The sequence below is a fragment of the Granulicatella elegans ATCC 700633 genome (genome assembly GCF_000162475.2).
Taxonomy (GTDB): Bacteria; Bacillota; Bacilli; order Lactobacillales; family Aerococcaceae; genus Granulicatella; species Granulicatella elegans.
The window spans coordinates 581,009-595,238 of the sequence record NZ_KI391971.1 but is presented as its reverse complement, the minus strand read 5'-3'; the positions used below and the strand labels follow the sequence as shown (position 1 = coordinate 595,238).

General features: G+C 33.2%; 19 protein-coding genes. All 19 read right to left on the bottom strand.

What is annotated here, in order from left to right; genetic code table 11:
* Window positions 1-31 precede the first annotated feature (31 nt).
* The 19 genes from HMPREF0446_RS02770 to rplM all read right to left on the bottom strand — a co-directional run bounded on the left by HMPREF0446_RS02770 (window position 32) and on the right by rplM (window position 14,208).
* Window positions 32-2,212 (bottom strand): PTS transporter subunit IIBC, encoded by a 2,181-nt coding sequence (locus HMPREF0446_RS02770; protein ID WP_006702933.1) that lies wholly within the window; start codon window positions 2,210-2,212, stop codon window positions 32-34.
* Between the two features lie 187 nt (window positions 2,213-2,399).
* Window positions 2,400-2,744, bottom strand: coding sequence for a hypothetical protein (locus HMPREF0446_RS02765; RefSeq protein ID WP_020991308.1), 345 nt, complete (start codon window positions 2,742-2,744; stop codon window positions 2,400-2,402).
* Complete coding sequence (locus HMPREF0446_RS08125) at window positions 2,728-3,531, bottom strand: hypothetical protein (protein ID WP_006702935.1); 804 nt, start codon at window positions 3,529-3,531, stop codon at window positions 2,728-2,730. Before HMPREF0446_RS08125 ends, HMPREF0446_RS02765 begins: the two co-directional genes overlap by 17 nt.
* A 1,056-nt stretch (window positions 3,532-4,587) precedes the next feature.
* Window positions 4,588-4,785, bottom strand: coding sequence for a hypothetical protein (locus tag HMPREF0446_RS02750; protein WP_006702936.1), 198 nt, complete (start codon window positions 4,783-4,785; stop codon window positions 4,588-4,590).
* Between the two features lie 425 nt (window positions 4,786-5,210).
* Window positions 5,211-5,666: a DUF4274 domain-containing protein gene (locus HMPREF0446_RS02745; RefSeq protein ID WP_006702937.1), complete on the bottom strand. Its 456-nt coding sequence runs from the start codon at window positions 5,664-5,666 to the stop codon at window positions 5,211-5,213.
* A gap of 94 nt (window positions 5,667-5,760) precedes the next feature.
* Entirely contained in the window at window positions 5,761-6,300 is a 540-nt protein-coding gene (locus HMPREF0446_RS02740; RefSeq protein ID WP_006702938.1) for a T6SS immunity protein Tdi1 domain-containing protein, read from the bottom strand.
* Window positions 6,301-6,398: 98 nt separating this feature from the next.
* The gene (locus HMPREF0446_RS02735; RefSeq protein ID WP_006702939.1) at window positions 6,399-7,064 is read right to left on the bottom strand and encodes a PoNe immunity protein domain-containing protein; all 666 of its coding nucleotides are present in this window, start codon (window positions 7,062-7,064) and stop codon (window positions 6,399-6,401) included.
* 21 nt (window positions 7,065-7,085) lie between these two features.
* Window positions 7,086-7,745 carry a PoNe immunity protein domain-containing protein gene (locus tag HMPREF0446_RS02730; protein ID WP_006702940.1) on the bottom strand — a complete coding sequence of 220 codons (660 nt, stop codon included), beginning with the start codon at window positions 7,743-7,745 and terminating at the stop codon, window positions 7,086-7,088.
* Between the two features lie 21 nt (window positions 7,746-7,766).
* On the bottom strand, window positions 7,767-8,426 hold the full coding sequence (locus HMPREF0446_RS02725) for a PoNe immunity protein domain-containing protein (RefSeq protein ID WP_006702941.1): 660 nt from the start codon (window positions 8,424-8,426) through the stop codon (window positions 7,767-7,769).
* Between the two features lie 30 nt (window positions 8,427-8,456).
* A complete protein-coding gene (locus HMPREF0446_RS02720) occupies window positions 8,457-8,936 on the bottom strand; it encodes an Imm6 family immunity protein (RefSeq protein WP_006702942.1) in 480 nt (159 codons plus the stop codon).
* Between the two features lie 65 nt (window positions 8,937-9,001).
* Window positions 9,002-9,412: an SMI1/KNR4 family protein gene (locus HMPREF0446_RS02715; RefSeq protein ID WP_006702943.1), complete on the bottom strand. Its 411-nt coding sequence runs from the start codon at window positions 9,410-9,412 to the stop codon at window positions 9,002-9,004.
* Window positions 9,413-9,481: 69 nt separating this feature from the next.
* On the bottom strand, window positions 9,482-9,730 hold the full coding sequence (locus HMPREF0446_RS08550; protein WP_169816066.1) for an SMI1/KNR4 family protein: 249 nt from the start codon (window positions 9,728-9,730) through the stop codon (window positions 9,482-9,484).
* 336 nt (window positions 9,731-10,066) lie between these two features.
* Window positions 10,067-10,552, bottom strand: a complete 486-nt coding sequence (locus HMPREF0446_RS02705) for an immunity protein YezG family protein (protein WP_006702945.1) — start codon at window positions 10,550-10,552, stop codon at window positions 10,067-10,069.
* Between the two features lie 518 nt (window positions 10,553-11,070).
* Window positions 11,071-11,418 (bottom strand): hypothetical protein, encoded by a 348-nt coding sequence (locus tag HMPREF0446_RS02700; RefSeq protein ID WP_006702946.1) that lies wholly within the window; start codon window positions 11,416-11,418, stop codon window positions 11,071-11,073.
* Between the two features lie 172 nt (window positions 11,419-11,590).
* Window positions 11,591-11,926 (bottom strand): hypothetical protein, encoded by a 336-nt coding sequence (locus tag HMPREF0446_RS02695; RefSeq protein WP_006702947.1) that lies wholly within the window; start codon window positions 11,924-11,926, stop codon window positions 11,591-11,593.
* An 89-nt stretch (window positions 11,927-12,015) separates the two neighbouring features.
* Window positions 12,016-12,489, bottom strand: coding sequence for an SMI1/KNR4 family protein (locus tag HMPREF0446_RS02690; protein ID WP_006702948.1), 474 nt, complete (start codon window positions 12,487-12,489; stop codon window positions 12,016-12,018).
* Between the two features lie 11 nt (window positions 12,490-12,500).
* On the bottom strand, window positions 12,501-12,941 hold the full coding sequence (locus HMPREF0446_RS02685) for a hypothetical protein (protein WP_006702949.1): 441 nt from the start codon (window positions 12,939-12,941) through the stop codon (window positions 12,501-12,503).
* 417 nt (window positions 12,942-13,358) lie between these two features.
* Complete coding sequence (rpsI, locus tag HMPREF0446_RS02680) at window positions 13,359-13,751, bottom strand: 30S ribosomal protein S9 (RefSeq protein ID WP_006702950.1); 393 nt, start codon at window positions 13,749-13,751, stop codon at window positions 13,359-13,361.
* 13 nt (window positions 13,752-13,764) lie between these two features.
* Window positions 13,765-14,208, bottom strand: coding sequence for a 50S ribosomal protein L13 (rplM, locus tag HMPREF0446_RS02675; protein WP_006702951.1), 444 nt, complete (start codon window positions 14,206-14,208; stop codon window positions 13,765-13,767).
* Window positions 14,209-14,230 lie beyond the last annotated feature (22 nt).

Here is a 14,230-nt window from a genome sequence, read left to right as displayed (position 1 = left end):
GGTTGGAAAATAGATTCCAACCTCAAGACTATTATAATTCTACTTTAGCAACTACTGTTTTAGCTGCATGAGAACCTGTTTGTTCTAAATTAACTGATTTAATAACGTCACCATTTGTGAAAACAACGATTGTTGAAGTTTCACGACCTGCTGCACGAATAGCATCCAAGTCAGCTGTAACAAGTAAATCACCTGCTGTAACTTTTTGTCCTTCAGCAACATGAACGGTAAATGGTTTTCCTTCAAGACTTACTGTGTCCAATCCAATGTGAACAAGTACTTCAAGACCTGCTTCAGTCACAAGACCAAGAGCATGTTTTGTTGGGAAAATGCTTGAAACAGTACCTGAAACTGGAGATACAATATTTCCATTTGCAGGTTCTACAGCAAATCCATCACCCATCATTTTTTGAGAAAATACTGGATCTTTTACTTGTTCTAATGCAATTACTTCACCATCTGCTACTGAGTAAACTTCCTCAGTTAGACCTTTGTATTGAACAGCATTTTGTTGTGCTTCCGTCATTTGAGTTGGAAGAGTTTCAGGAATGATTTCACCTGAATCAAGGATATCTTGGATATCTGATTTCAATACGTCGGCTTTTGGACCGTAGATAGCTTGAACTCCTTGTCCTTTCATAACAAGACCCATAGCTCCTTCTGCTTTCCATTGCTCTGCATCACCGACTTTATCAGCGTCTTTAACCGTTACACGTAGACGAGTCATACATGCATCCACATCAACGATGTTTGCACGTCCACCAAGAAGGTTAATAATGTTTACAGCTTGAGAACCTTCTGCAACTTTTACTTCACTACTAGATTCTTCTGAAGCTTCAGCAGTTTCGTAGTTTCCGTTACGTCCTGGAGTTGCATAGTTGAATTTTTGAATCATGAAGTTTGCGATAAAGTACATAATTACTGCAAATAGAACTGTTACCCAAATAAAGTTAATAATATCCATACCGATACCAGCGCTAATCGCAATTGGTGTACGAGTTAAGAACTCGATTGAACCAAATGAGTGCATACGTAAGTTCACTACGTCAGCCATAGCAAATGCTGCACCTTGAACTAGTGAATAAACAAGATATAAAGGTGTTGCGATAAACATAAACATGTATTCGATTGGCTCAGTAACCCCTGTTAAGAATGTTGCAAGAGCAGTTGCAATCATCATACCTTTATATTTATGTTTCTTGTCATTATCAACATTACGGTAGATAGCAACAAGCACACCCATCAAGATACCGAATGAACCAATCATTTGTCCAACTTTAAAACGAGCTGGATGAACAGTATCTAATAATTGTTGGTAGTGACTTGCATCTGTACCTTTAAGGTTCACAAGGTCTGTGATCCATGCAAGCCATAATGGATCTTGTCCAAATACTTGAGTGCCTTTCGCTGCACCTGTCAAGATTTCATAAGTACCACCAAGAGCTGTATAGTTCATTGGGATAGTTAACATATGATGAAGACCGAATGGCAATAGCAAACGTTCCAAAGTACCATATAAGAATGGTGCAAGGATTGGAGCATTTTCTTGTGAGTTGGCAATCCAAATACCAAAATTATTGATACCAGTTTGAACAAGTGGCCATAAAACTGAAAGTACGATTGCAGCAATTGCTGAACGAAGAATTACTACAAATGGTACAAAACGTTTCCCGTTAAAGAATGAAAGTGCATCTGGAAGTTTACGGAAGTTGTAGTATTTGTTGAAAGCAGTAGCCCCTACAAAACCAGAGATAATCCCTACAAACACACCCATGTTCAATGCTGGAGCTTCCATAACACTGATAAAGTAATCAGCAACTTTAATTGAACCGCCAAACAGAGTTGTTACCATTGCTTGAGGATCTTTCAACATAGCGCCTGATACACCAAAGATGGTACCAGTGATACGATTAATTAAAATGAAGGCAAGACCAGCAGCAAAAGCACCACCAGCACGTTCTTTAGCCCAGCTTCCTCCAATAGCAAGGGCAAATAAAATATGTAGGTTACCAATTACACCCCAACCAATTTGCTCAAGAATTCCACCTGTGATTACAAGTGGTGCAAAAGTTGGATTAATCATTACAAGTGACTTACCGATTGAAATCATCAAACCAGCAGCCGGCATAACAGCGATAACCACCATCAAAGCCTTACCGAATTTTTGCCAAAACTCGAAAGACAAGATATTTTTGAATGTCTCTTTCATCATTCAAATCTCCTTTATTTTTTAATTTAGGCAAACGTTTGCATTACCTATACAGTTATTATAACATTTTAGTTTACTTTGTAAAGTATTTTATAAAAAGAATTCTTTCCATACTTAAAGTGACCCCAAAAAGTTTGACTTTTTGGGGTCACTTTATTTTTCATATATTTTTATAGTCTTTATTCCTCCATTAAAAACTATATAACAGGTAGATAAATAAATAGAAAATTAGTACAAAGGAAAGTTCTATTAATATTGTGGCGACTATCGTTAGAAACCAATTCAATAATCCTTTAACGATGAAATTTCCAGTTATCAATTCTAGTTTTGTCCATTTCAATATCCAAACACTAGCAAAGGCTGGAATAATACTCCAGAAATGTACTTTCATCCATCCTAAAATAGTAAAATCAAAATCACCATCTTTTAATATATGAATTCTAGCAAAAATCATCGTAATCAATGCTGAAACTAAAAAAACGGAAATTGTATTCCCTTTCTGTTCACGGGTCAGTCTTTTAAACTGTTGCATCATGCTCTTCCATTCTCCCTTCTTGATTTAACTTCATACAATTATAGTAATATAACGGAATAATTGTAAATACCCTCATCCAGTCAAATCTAGATGGATATAAGAGAAAAATAAGTATACTAAAAATCAATAAAATTAGAGCTTGAATCTTTCTTTTTTCTCTAAAGATATAAAACAACCAACCTAATAATACTATTGCTGCTCCACCTCCGACTGTTAAAAGACTAGGTGTTATTATAAAAATGAATGAAGCTATATCTTCTAACATTCGTGGAAGAGCTCTTTCATGTCCAAATGTCATTCCTATTTCAAATAATGGAATCGTTATAAGAATAGGTGTTAAAATCATTCCTATTCCCTTAAATAATGAAGATGCAGATTTATGTTTATAAGCATCGACTAGAAAATCCCAACCATAATTTAATAAACCAATGATAAATAATGTAGTGAAGATATTTTTATAAATGAGCCATTCAAACGTTCTAAAGAATGTAGCCCCCATATCATTAAAACCAAACCATGTTAGCAAACTAAAAAATTTTTGATTTATTAAAATGACAATGGGCATGACCACACTCATTATAAATAAGTGTAACATGAATTTCTTTTTATTATTACTAGAGTAGAAACTATCTGCAAAGAAGACTAAGAGCATCGTAAAAACGATACGATCAACGATTCTTAAGTACGGTAATAACTTAAAATTAAATAATGATTCGATAATTGAAATAATGATTAAAAAGAAAGTTGTGGCATATACTAATTTTGTTTGTTGTTTAAATAATTTCATAACAGTTCCTTTCCTATTTAAATTTCATTTTAATTTTATCGTATATAAACAATTCCGTAAATCATTTACAATAGCTACACAAGTGTCTTTACAAATTGACAAGTATTTCTTCCTTTGTTAGACTACACACATTGGATATCATTTTTTTAAACCAAATAATTCTTCAAGTTAGAGTGATTGCTCTGTACTCCTATTCAAGGGAATCACTTATTGAATACTTTGAGAATTTGGTCTTGTATTTTTCGGTATCCAATATTAGTTCTAACATTCGGTGGTATGATTGACAACCGAAAACTTTCAAAATGTCTTTCAGCAGTCTGCGGCACTGTCTCACCACAGAGAAGAGCCGCTTTTTTATTTCTTAAAATTCTTTTTCCTCACTGCAAATCTTTTGTATTTACAACTCTCTTATATAAAAACAATCAAAATAAAAATGACTTTTCATTGTAACTCTAAGAACATGGATTTGTTTATTCCTATTGCTACATTTGAAAAAGTCATTTGTAAACTTTTATATAAAAATATTTTTAATTCTAAAACGAGACAATGAATCCTTACATAATATCCCGACCATAGGAAACGAAATAAACGATTATTACTAGAATCAAAAGAAGAATCAATTTCATGATGATCGTTGTTATAAGAACTAGAACCCAACTAATAAGAAATTTAAAGAAAAAATTCTTATTCGTTAATTGAATTTGATAATGATTCCATACAAATACATTGATAAATGCGGGTAAAACACTCCATAGATGATTTTTTATCCAACCTAAAATTGAGAAATCGACTCCTGGATTCATAAAAAAGGCTAACATCATTGTTATAATTGCAGAAACCACGAGGTTTGAAAATAAAATTAATTTTTGTTCTGAGTTTAATGGTTTAAAATTTTGTAGCATTATCTTTTCTCACTTTCGAAAATATGAACTCATTGGTCGAACTAAATTTACAGTCTAACATCACTGTTCTCCTTCATTATACTCCAATAATCAGACTTTTTTGAAGAAAATTTTTAGTTTTAAAATGCTATATGACAAAAATAACTTTAAAGCACTATATCACTTCAATATCTTTTATAATACTCTCATTAAATCCAACGTAAGGATGTTTGTTTGTTTCTATTGTTATTTCATCATATAATTCCTCTTCCGTATCTAATTTTCCGGTAAAAGTATTACAATGTCCTTCTAAAATATGTCCATCCTTAAATGTAACTCGTATATTTTTTCCTAAATATTGTTGTAAATTCATTTTCGATTTCCCCTTTCTTCACTTTCTTATCGTACACCGTAATTCTAGTATTTCTTTATCAAAAAAACAATCTCATAAATTCACATAAAAATAGAAATGACTTTTTCTGTGACAACAAGCCTTACGTTTGAGAATTACTTGCGTCCAATACTATATTAAAAAATACTTTTTAAACAAAAAAAGGAATTAATTAATTCCCCCGATAATACTATGTTATCATTTCAATTTTACAATGAGCGTAATTTTTAAAGTAGTTTCAAATACGTTATCTATTTAATTACAAGATTTATGATATCACCCTCATTTACTTCTAAACATATTAATTTTGTTTAATCTTTATGAGCTTCTACAAGAGACAAATGAGCTTGCTTCAAACATTCTTCACATTTTTCCTTATCATTCTTAATGATACTTTATTCTTATTTTTAAAGATGAATATGTAGATCTTTTCCTAACACTCCGTCTAAAATAAACGAATCGAAATTAGGATTCAACTTATTTAATTTGAACTTTTGAATTTTTGTTATTTCAGGCTGAAAAGAGATACTTCCCTTTGGATAATTCTTTTTCAAAATTTTATCATAAACTTCCTTTATAAAATCTTCCCAGGATTTCGATAAGCGATTTGCAAAAATGGCCTCTCCTTCAAGTAAATATTGTATACCGTCTGCTCGATGAAAAGCTAATAAGGCAACAGGGAGAGTACAATTAGGATGATTAATAATTGCCTCTGGCACTTCAAAACCATTATCCCAGTTATAATTATCAAGTAAGACAAAGAGTTCATCTTCACTATTAATAGATTTAACTAGTTCCACAGCTTCAGCATTGCTTTCAGAATATAAAATATATGATAGTTTATTTAATTTTGTTACATCCATTTTTAATACCTCAATCTAATTTATTGTCAAAACGTTCCTATAGTTTCTGAGTTGCACCTTGATTTTGATTAGATTATCAAGAGTATGATTACTTTTAATCTCCTATAGGACCAGCGAATTGAGTAATTAGTAAAATATGTTCATATATTTTTACCTTATTCAGATGATTTACGTCTTTAAAGCCACCTAAAGCCAAAAGTGGCACAAATCCAAAACACTGTGTATAATCAAGCGAGCCATATTTCTCTATCGCCTCGTGATAAAGCGGTAGGTCAAAATAATCATCTGTAAAATCTTTATCGTTTACAAATTTTATAAACAGAGGCATCTTTTCAAATATGGTATCAAATATTCCATCCTTATATTTGACCATTCTTAAATATTGTTTTTCTTCACAAACAATAACATCCCCAAAAGCTGTCGCAAAAATAGGAACGGAGATGTCTCCTCTGAAATAAGTTTCCTGAACCAGTTCAAGATACTCATCCGGATTAATCACTTTCAGATAACCGTCTAAAAAGGTTCCCAGACCGTCTTCCTCCCAGATTTGAACCAGCTCTGCCGGAACTTGATCCTTGTACTTTTCAATCACTTCTTGAGGCATAGCTGCCACTCTTGTAATATCTTTTAACATATAGACTCCTTTTTTAATAAATAAAGCGAACATTTAGATAGGTAGAAAGAAAAAGGGCACTACATGTTCGATAAAAACTGGGTGGAAACCCAGTTTCCTTAGTTTTCTTGGACTAGAAGGTCATATGGGAAGTACTCTAAGTCTTTCAAGCGTTCATCGTAAATCCCTTTGATTTTGCAGGTTGCGGCGGTGTCAAAACTCCAGTAGCCATAATAACCACAGTGTTCATATTGATGAGAATTATACCAAGGTTCATCCGAGTGGCTATAGTACCAGAAACCCTGCGCTTTGGCTACACTCTCATAAGTGTCCTCTATCATATTTTGATACTCTAGAATCGAGTGAAAAGGAACTATCTTGTCATGGAATAGATAAACCATGTAGTATTCAATCAATCCATCTGTGTGGTCCATCTGCTCATAAATAGCCTTCAAATCATCCAGAAACTCTTCCTTGCGCTCACTGTAAAGCACTCCCAGGGCAAAGATGTTAACTGCCAAGTCAAATTGGAATCCCTCTGAGGCAATGAGCTTTAAATTAGAAAGAATCCCTTGATAATAGGGGAAAAGAGTTTGAACAGAATCCCCTAGAGAATAACATATTTTAAATAAAGTTTCATTATCAATTACTAGATTTCGAAAATAAACACTTTTATTTTCTGGTTTAATTTTATCATATTTTGCTAATCTCCTATTTAGCGAACCTAGATACAATTCTCTGTCTTCTCGGAAGTATTCCTCTGTTTTGATTCTATCTCTTATCATATGTTAACTCCTTTTCTCAACCTACTCTCCTTGCAACAACAAATCATATGGGAAGTACTCTAAGTCTTTCAAGCGTTCATCGTAAATCCCTTTGATTTTGCAGGTTGCGGCAGTGTCAAAACTCCAGTAGCCCACATAAGTATCTTTGGTATGATTATTATACCATGGAGCATCTGAGTGGCTATAGTACCAGAAACCCTGTGCCTTAGCCACACTCTTATAAGCATCCTCAATCATATTTTGATACTCTAAAATCGAATGAAAAGGAACTATCTTGTCATGGAATAGATAAACCATGTAGTATTCAATCAAGCCATCTGTGTGGTCCATCTGCTCATAAATAGCCTTTAAATCATCTAGAAACTCTTCCTTACGCTCACTATAAAGAACTCCTAAGGCAAATATATCAACCGCCAAGTCAAAAGGAACTCCCTCTGAGGCAACCTCTTTTAAGTTGGAGAGAATCCCTTGGTAATAAGGGAAGAGCTCCTGAATATCCTTTCCTAGAGAGTAGCCAACTCTTAATAAATCTTCATAATTAATAACTCTAAATCGAAAATGATCCGAAAGATTTTCTGGTTTTACCTTATCAAAACGTTCCAACTTCTTGCGCAAACTTCCAGAATACCATTCAAATGCTTCCTGAAAGTATTCTTCAGTTTTGATTCTATCTCTTATCATATGTTAACTCCTTTTCTCAACCTACTCTCCTTGCAACAACAAATCATATGGGAAGTACTCTAAGTCTTTCAAGCGTTCGTCGAAAATCCCTTTGATTTTGCAGGTTGCGGCGGTATCAAAACTCCAATAGCCCTTATAGGTATCTTTTGTATGATTGTTATACCATGGAGCATCTGAGTGGCTATAGTACCAGAAACCTTGCGCCTTGGCTACACTCTCATAAGTATCCTCAATCATATTTTGATACTCTAAAATCGAATGAAAAGGGACTATCTTATCATGGAATAGATAGACCATAAAGTATTCAATCAAACCATCTGTATGATCCATCTGCTCATAAATAGCCTTTAAATCATCCAGAAACTCTTCCTTACGCTCACTATAGAGAACTCCCAGGGCAAAGACATCAACTGCACGATAAAAGGGGACTCCCTGCGAAGCAATAACTTTGAGATGAGACAGAATACCTTGATAATAGGGAAAAATCTCCTCTTTCGAAGCCCCTATAGAATAGGAAAGTTTCACTAGTTCTTCATTATCCAAAACCAAATCTTGATAATGGAACAACAAATACTTCTCCGAAATTTCATCTGTCATCTCGATATCTTCTCTTAAACGTTTTTGTAACCGATTCAAACGTTTTTCAAAATATGCATGATCTTTATGTTTGTCTCTTAACATGTATTCACTCCTTTTTTTCTTATCTCACAGCTAGTCTAATATATCAGATAGTTTCTTTAGTATCTTTTCTTTGTTCTTTTCTTTGTCATCTAATAAATAGTTTTTAAAGTCATCTAGGTGTTGGATTTTACTTCCAAGAATGTTTTCCAATTGCTCACTATAGAATTCTTCTTGTTGGGCTGAATCAATTTCTTCTAGTAATGCAGGTATATATTTTTTCCCTTCTAACTTATAAGCTAATGAGGCTATAGAAGCACCCGCTTCAAAAATACAGTTCCACTCTGATTCATATTTTGGTTCATCCACTTGCATATAAATAAAAGCCCCTCCGAAATCAGTTCCATCATCAAGAAGGGAATAGAGGACATCTGCAGATACCTCATGATTCTCTACCCATTTCCAGCATTCTTCGAGAAGCTCTTCAATCTTGTTATAAAACTGACTTTCCTGCATTGACTTAGATAACCATGTAGCTATTCCTAATTTAAATAATGCGTTATAGTGATTCATACTCACGATTTCCTTCCAATTTTCATACTTATATACTCAACAATGGTCATTTACTACTATACATCTTAAAAAAGATTCCCAATTAGACTAGAAAAACTGAAACAAACAAAGGTTGACTCTTTAAAATCATCATGGTTCTTTTCATGATCCCAAAAAACGATGTTTTTATCAGCTGAATAATCAAAACATAATAAATTTCCAAATCCATCTTCTGCAAATGGAATCAGTTGATCGCCGATTCTATCTTGTAAATCTTCAAGAATTTCATATATATTATTGTATTCATTCTCATCTAGGCTGATCAAATTGTTGAAAATTTCTACCTTTCCATCTACCTTAAAATGATTAGGATTAGGATAACCACCATCATATTTTAAAACAAATTGTTTATAATCCTCTGGTAGAGTAATTTGTAATCTATGCTCCACACTTTCTATTATATCTATAGAACTATCTTTATAATTCAACCACTTCATATTCTTACTTCATTCCTTTTTTGAAAATAGCTCATCTACTTATCTAGAAAATCTTCAAAGTTAGAAAAATTAATAATAAAAAGCATCGTCCTCTAACAATTTTTCTAAAAATTCTCCAAGATTTTTGGATATCTCTTTATCATAATAATAAATCTTGCCATTATTATCTGAACCAAAGCCAATTGATATCAGGACAGATTCATTTGCTTCAAAGAAAATCATTTTATCTTCTTCAAATTCATTATATATTTCAATATCCGGATAAAATTCAAAATCATTTTGTCTCAATCTAAAGTCCAAAACAGACTCTGGATCCATAATTCGATTGATGTTACCTACTTCACTTCCAATAAAACCATAGCCAATTTCTAATTAAAATTCTCTAAGTAATTTCGGAAATATTATTTCTAACTTTGATTCGCTGTTTTTAATTTCATCCTTGGTAAGTGGATGGAACTGATGAGAGGGATTTGATTTTATTTTTCCAAACATCTAGTGATGCCTCCTATGCTATCGTCGATTTTAAAGTTACTATAGGTGAAGATATTCCCCTTTTCAATTAAAACTGGTTAGAACCCCATCCCTCCTAGTTTTCTTGGACTAGAAGGTCATACGGGAAATATGCTAGGTCTTTCAAGCGTTCGTCAAAGATGTTTAACTTTTGTTTTGATATTCTTCCATTTCTTTAAAAAGTTGAAGTAAATCATTATTTTCAGGTTCTTCTCCTAAATATTTATATTTAAAAAAAGACAGCCTTTGATTCGAGGTAAATGAACTAGCAAACCAATCAGTATAATCAAACTCAACCTTTAATTGTTTCCGAGATTTCACTATGAAAACCATTGCATACCATTTAGGTTGATTATTATCTTCTAAAACCTCTAAAATATTTCTAGAAATGCTCATTAATTGATTAAAGGTGTCCATATATTCAGAAAATGGAATGTCATAAATTACTGGTATATCATGTGAAAAAATATATTTTTCAGGATTTTCTTTCGTATTAAAATAAAATAAAACTTCTCCATCTCCTTCCTTTAACTCAACATTAAAGTATAAATCATTCCAAGTTACTGGAATAATACGATTTACATTATTTGCTATATCATTAAACAATTGGCTTAATTGATTTTCTAACATTTTTAACCTCCTGGTTTATTCCTTATCTGCTTAATTCTAAGCAACCCTCCTTCAATTTGATAGAGTACATTAAACATTTTTAGTCTGACTGATATAGAATCTTTTTCAAAAGCAGTATCTATCCTTACTGAAACTTTCTTTGGCGGAATATCATTTAGTGCGGCTTTCCATATGAGCTTTTCAGTTTAACATCCCCAAAATATAGGCTGCCACTAACTATTTGTTCAGATCATCATCCAGATCAATCGTAACCAAACTTTTAATAACATCATCATATATTTTCATAACTAACCTTCATTTCATTTGGGAAGATTCATTTTCCCTGGTATTCTAGGAACAAGTTTTTCAGTTGTTAATTCATAAGAAATCTGCTGATCCATAGCTTAGGATACAACATCCTTGGTTTCATTTGGCGTAAATCCTGCATCAATCAATGTTTTCTCTAAAGCAACATTATATTCTACCATAGTCGGACTTATACCATAGAGTTCCCCACCGTTTCTATTCTAAACACAGAATCACTCTAAGGATTTATGAGCTTTTTTCAACAATTCTTCAAATTCTTTTTCGGAGAAATAGTGTCTCTTTCTATCTGTATCAATAAGAAGAAATTCTGGATTATCTCTTAAAAATTGTTTGTTAGCATCTTCTTGACTAATTTTTGATTCCCAAAATCCGAAATTAGCATAATTAATTAATTCTTCACCATTATGTTCTCCTGCTAAATAGCTATCCACTACTTCTTTAGGGATTTCTTTAGATACCTCTGGCATGGTGATATTGAAAGTCGGATACTTTAAAATATATTTACCATTGGCTTCATAAATTTCTAACATATCACCTTTTTTTGTTGGTATTTCTTTCACTATTATTCACTCCATAATTCTTTAATGTTCAATTTATCTTAAGAACTCTATCAATCACGAATTCTACTACACCACCCGAATAGTTTTTAACACTCGGACACCATTGAACATTCTCCCCCATAATTCCCAAACTTTTATCTGACATCATCCCTAAATAAACAATCTCAGAATATTACTTTGATATAATCATATCAACTATTTTTCCCGTTTTTATATCGACTTTTACCCTTCTGGCATAAAAATCAGTCGCATAAAGCCAGCCATCTCTTAAAGTCATCTGTTCAAAGGGATAACTATTATTACTGTATCCATTATTATTTATCGTCCAGACTACATTTCCACTCGCACCAATCCTAAAAATGTTATCCTTTTCACTCGCATTATCAAAAGGAATCTCCAATAAAACAATAAATTCGTCACCCTGTTCAATTACTTTTCGGATTTCAAATTTAAATGATTTTATAACTTTACCGTTTACTATTAGCTGATGTTTTTTATATTCTAACATTGTATCAACCTTTCATCTGAGAATTCCTACCTTAATCAGTCTTTTATTCGTTTCTTCGGATTCGCGTTAAATTAATATCCATCACATAGCTAATCCTGTAGCATTGCTAAAAACTCTGTGAAGTTGTTAGCTAAAAACTCTATAGCAGGCTCCAGCTCATAGGACTCTTCATGATACCAGATACAAATACTCGGATTTTCAGTCTCCTTAACATAATTTAGACAAACAAAATCACCACCAAACAATGCTGCTATAGGGATTAGTTGCATTCCAACATTATCTTCATCAAATACAATACGACCTTCTAATTGCGTACTCACAACTCCTATATCGTAATCCTCTTCTGTCTTCTCCCCTGAAATAGCTAGTATAGATAAAAAACGATCAATTACTTTCTCATTATGCTCAAAATGAAAATACCTTTTTGAGGGAATGACTCCATTCTCTTTCTTTATAAATCCCTTATAATCATCAGGCAGTTTAACTCTCCACGCTACTTCTCTTTCCTGTAATAGCGTATCAGTTGGCAAGGGATAGATAATTGATTGATTTTGTTGGTACATATCTTATTCTCCTACATTTCTTCACTTTTTACTTCCTCAAACCATTTTTCAAACTCTAAACGTGGAAGCAATTCTTCATCCTTGTCATAACGCCCTTCATAGCTATAGCGACTATTAAGGGTATTTTTCTGTGCATCATAAATCAACCACATCTCAGTCGGATGTTCACGATTATATTCTTGGCAAACCTCCTGCAATTTCTGCATATCTTCAGTTCCATATTTCAATAAAGTAAATGCCATATTATCAGAATCATCTACTGTTTTTGTCACAACTTCATTAACTTTTTCCATTTCAATCACAATACCATTAATTTTATAAAATGGCTTAAAACTATACAAACTGTCCGCTATTGCATAGATATATACTTTTTCTGCCTGATTTTGAACATATTCCATTGCTAACGAAATCATACCAACTTGAACTTCCATAAATTTATCTTCAAAAGTCATTTTTTAACCTCTTTTATATCTGATTTATTCAACAAACATTTGTAATTTAAACCTCATTATACGGAAAAACACTATCCTTCTCAACCAAAAATGACAATATAGAAATGAAATTCGCTGTGCGAAGCTGCTTGTGTCCACTACTACATTTAGAAAAGTCAATCTCCCAAACGCCCTCCCATAATCTCACGCCAAAATAGAAATGACTTTTCTCAGTAGCACGAGTACTAGAATCCGTCCCATCGGATTCTAGTACTGGAAAATTTGAGACCCTAGGCTCAAATTTTAGCAATGAGACTCGCTATTGCGAGGCTGCTTGCGTCCATTGCTACAACCGGAAAAATCAATTTCTATGCTCATATACGCAAAAAACACCCTGTGGTATAACCACAGAGTGTTGAAATGTTGATATATAAAATATTAACGTTTTGAGAATTGTGAAGCTTTACGAGCTTTTTTAAGACCTGGTTTTTTACGTTCTTTCATACGAGGATCACGAGTTAATAAACCAGCAGCTTTTAAAGCGCCACGGAAATCAGGATCAACTGTTAATAATGCACGAGCGATACCATGACGGATAGCTCCTGATTGACCAGTGAATCCACCACCATTAACGTTTACTAATACATCGTAAGTTCCGATTGTTTCAGTAATGTTTAAAGGTTGTTTGATTACTTCGTGTAAGTAAGCAAATGGAATGTATTCTTCGATTGATTTTTTGTTAATAGTAATTTTACCTGTCCCTGGTACTAAGATAACACGGGCAGTTGAGTTTTTACGGCGTCCAGTGCCGCGGTATTGTGCTTGAGCCAATGCTTTTTCCTCCTTAAATTAGTGATTGGATGTCTACTGCTACTGGTTGTTGTGCAGCATGTGGATGTTCAGCTCCACCGTAAACATGTAATTTAGTAAATTGACGACGTCCTAAAGAGTTTTTAGGTAACATGCCTTTGATTGATAATTCAACTAATTTACGAGAGTTGTTTGCACGTAATTCACCAGCTGTACGAGCAGTCAATCCACCTGGGTGGTTTGAGTGGTGATAGTAAACTTTATCAGATGCTTTTTTACCTGTTAAAGCAACTTTATCAGCGTTGATGATGATTACGAAATCACCTGTGTCAACGTTAGGTGTAAATGTTGGTTTGTTTTTTCCACGTAAAATGCTTGCAGCAACAGCTGAAAGACGTCCTAATGGTACATCAGTAGCGTCGATTACAACCCAGTTACGTTCAGTAGTGCTAGCTTTTGCCATAAATGTTGTACGCACGATTATTTCCTCCAAATTCTTC

Bases quoted from the DNA above. Each gene is read 5' to 3' on its own strand.
- HMPREF0446_RS02770 (WP_006702933.1), bottom strand. From the start codon at position 2,212: ATGATGAAAGAGACATTCAAAAATATCTTGTCTTTCGAGTTTTGGCAA.
- HMPREF0446_RS02765 (WP_020991308.1), bottom strand. From the start codon at position 2,744: ATGATGCAACAGTTTAAAAGACTGACCCGTGAACAGAAAGGGAATACA.
- HMPREF0446_RS08125 (WP_006702935.1), bottom strand. From the start codon at position 3,531: ATGAAATTATTTAAACAACAAACAAAATTAGTATATGCCACAACTTTC.
- HMPREF0446_RS02750 (WP_006702936.1), bottom strand. From the start codon at position 4,785: ATGAATTTACAACAATATTTAGGAAAAAATATACGAGTTACATTTAAG.
- HMPREF0446_RS02745 (WP_006702937.1), bottom strand. From the start codon at position 5,666: ATGGATGTAACAAAATTAAATAAACTATCATATATTTTATATTCTGAA.
- HMPREF0446_RS02740 (WP_006702938.1), bottom strand. From the start codon at position 6,300: ATGTTAAAAGATATTACAAGAGTGGCAGCTATGCCTCAAGAAGTGATT.
- HMPREF0446_RS02735 (WP_006702939.1), bottom strand. From the start codon at position 7,064: ATGATAAGAGATAGAATCAAAACAGAGGAATACTTCCGAGAAGACAGA.
- HMPREF0446_RS02730 (WP_006702940.1), bottom strand. From the start codon at position 7,745: ATGATAAGAGATAGAATCAAAACTGAAGAATACTTTCAGGAAGCATTT.
- HMPREF0446_RS02725 (WP_006702941.1), bottom strand. From the start codon at position 8,426: ATGTTAAGAGACAAACATAAAGATCATGCATATTTTGAAAAACGTTTG.
- HMPREF0446_RS02720 (WP_006702942.1), bottom strand. From the start codon at position 8,936: ATGAATCACTATAACGCATTATTTAAATTAGGAATAGCTACATGGTTA.
- HMPREF0446_RS02715 (WP_006702943.1), bottom strand. From the start codon at position 9,412: ATGAAGTGGTTGAATTATAAAGATAGTTCTATAGATATAATAGAAAGT.
- HMPREF0446_RS08550 (WP_169816066.1), bottom strand. From the start codon at position 9,730: ATGGATCCAGAGTCTGTTTTGGACTTTAGATTGAGACAAAATGATTTT.
- HMPREF0446_RS02705 (WP_006702945.1), bottom strand. From the start codon at position 10,552: ATGTTAGAAAATCAATTAAGCCAATTGTTTAATGATATAGCAAATAAT.
- HMPREF0446_RS02695 (WP_006702947.1), bottom strand. From the start codon at position 11,926: ATGTTAGAATATAAAAAACATCAGCTAATAGTAAACGGTAAAGTTATA.
- HMPREF0446_RS02690 (WP_006702948.1), bottom strand. From the start codon at position 12,489: ATGTACCAACAAAATCAATCAATTATCTATCCCTTGCCAACTGATACG.
- HMPREF0446_RS02685 (WP_006702949.1), bottom strand. From the start codon at position 12,941: ATGACTTTTGAAGATAAATTTATGGAAGTTCAAGTTGGTATGATTTCG.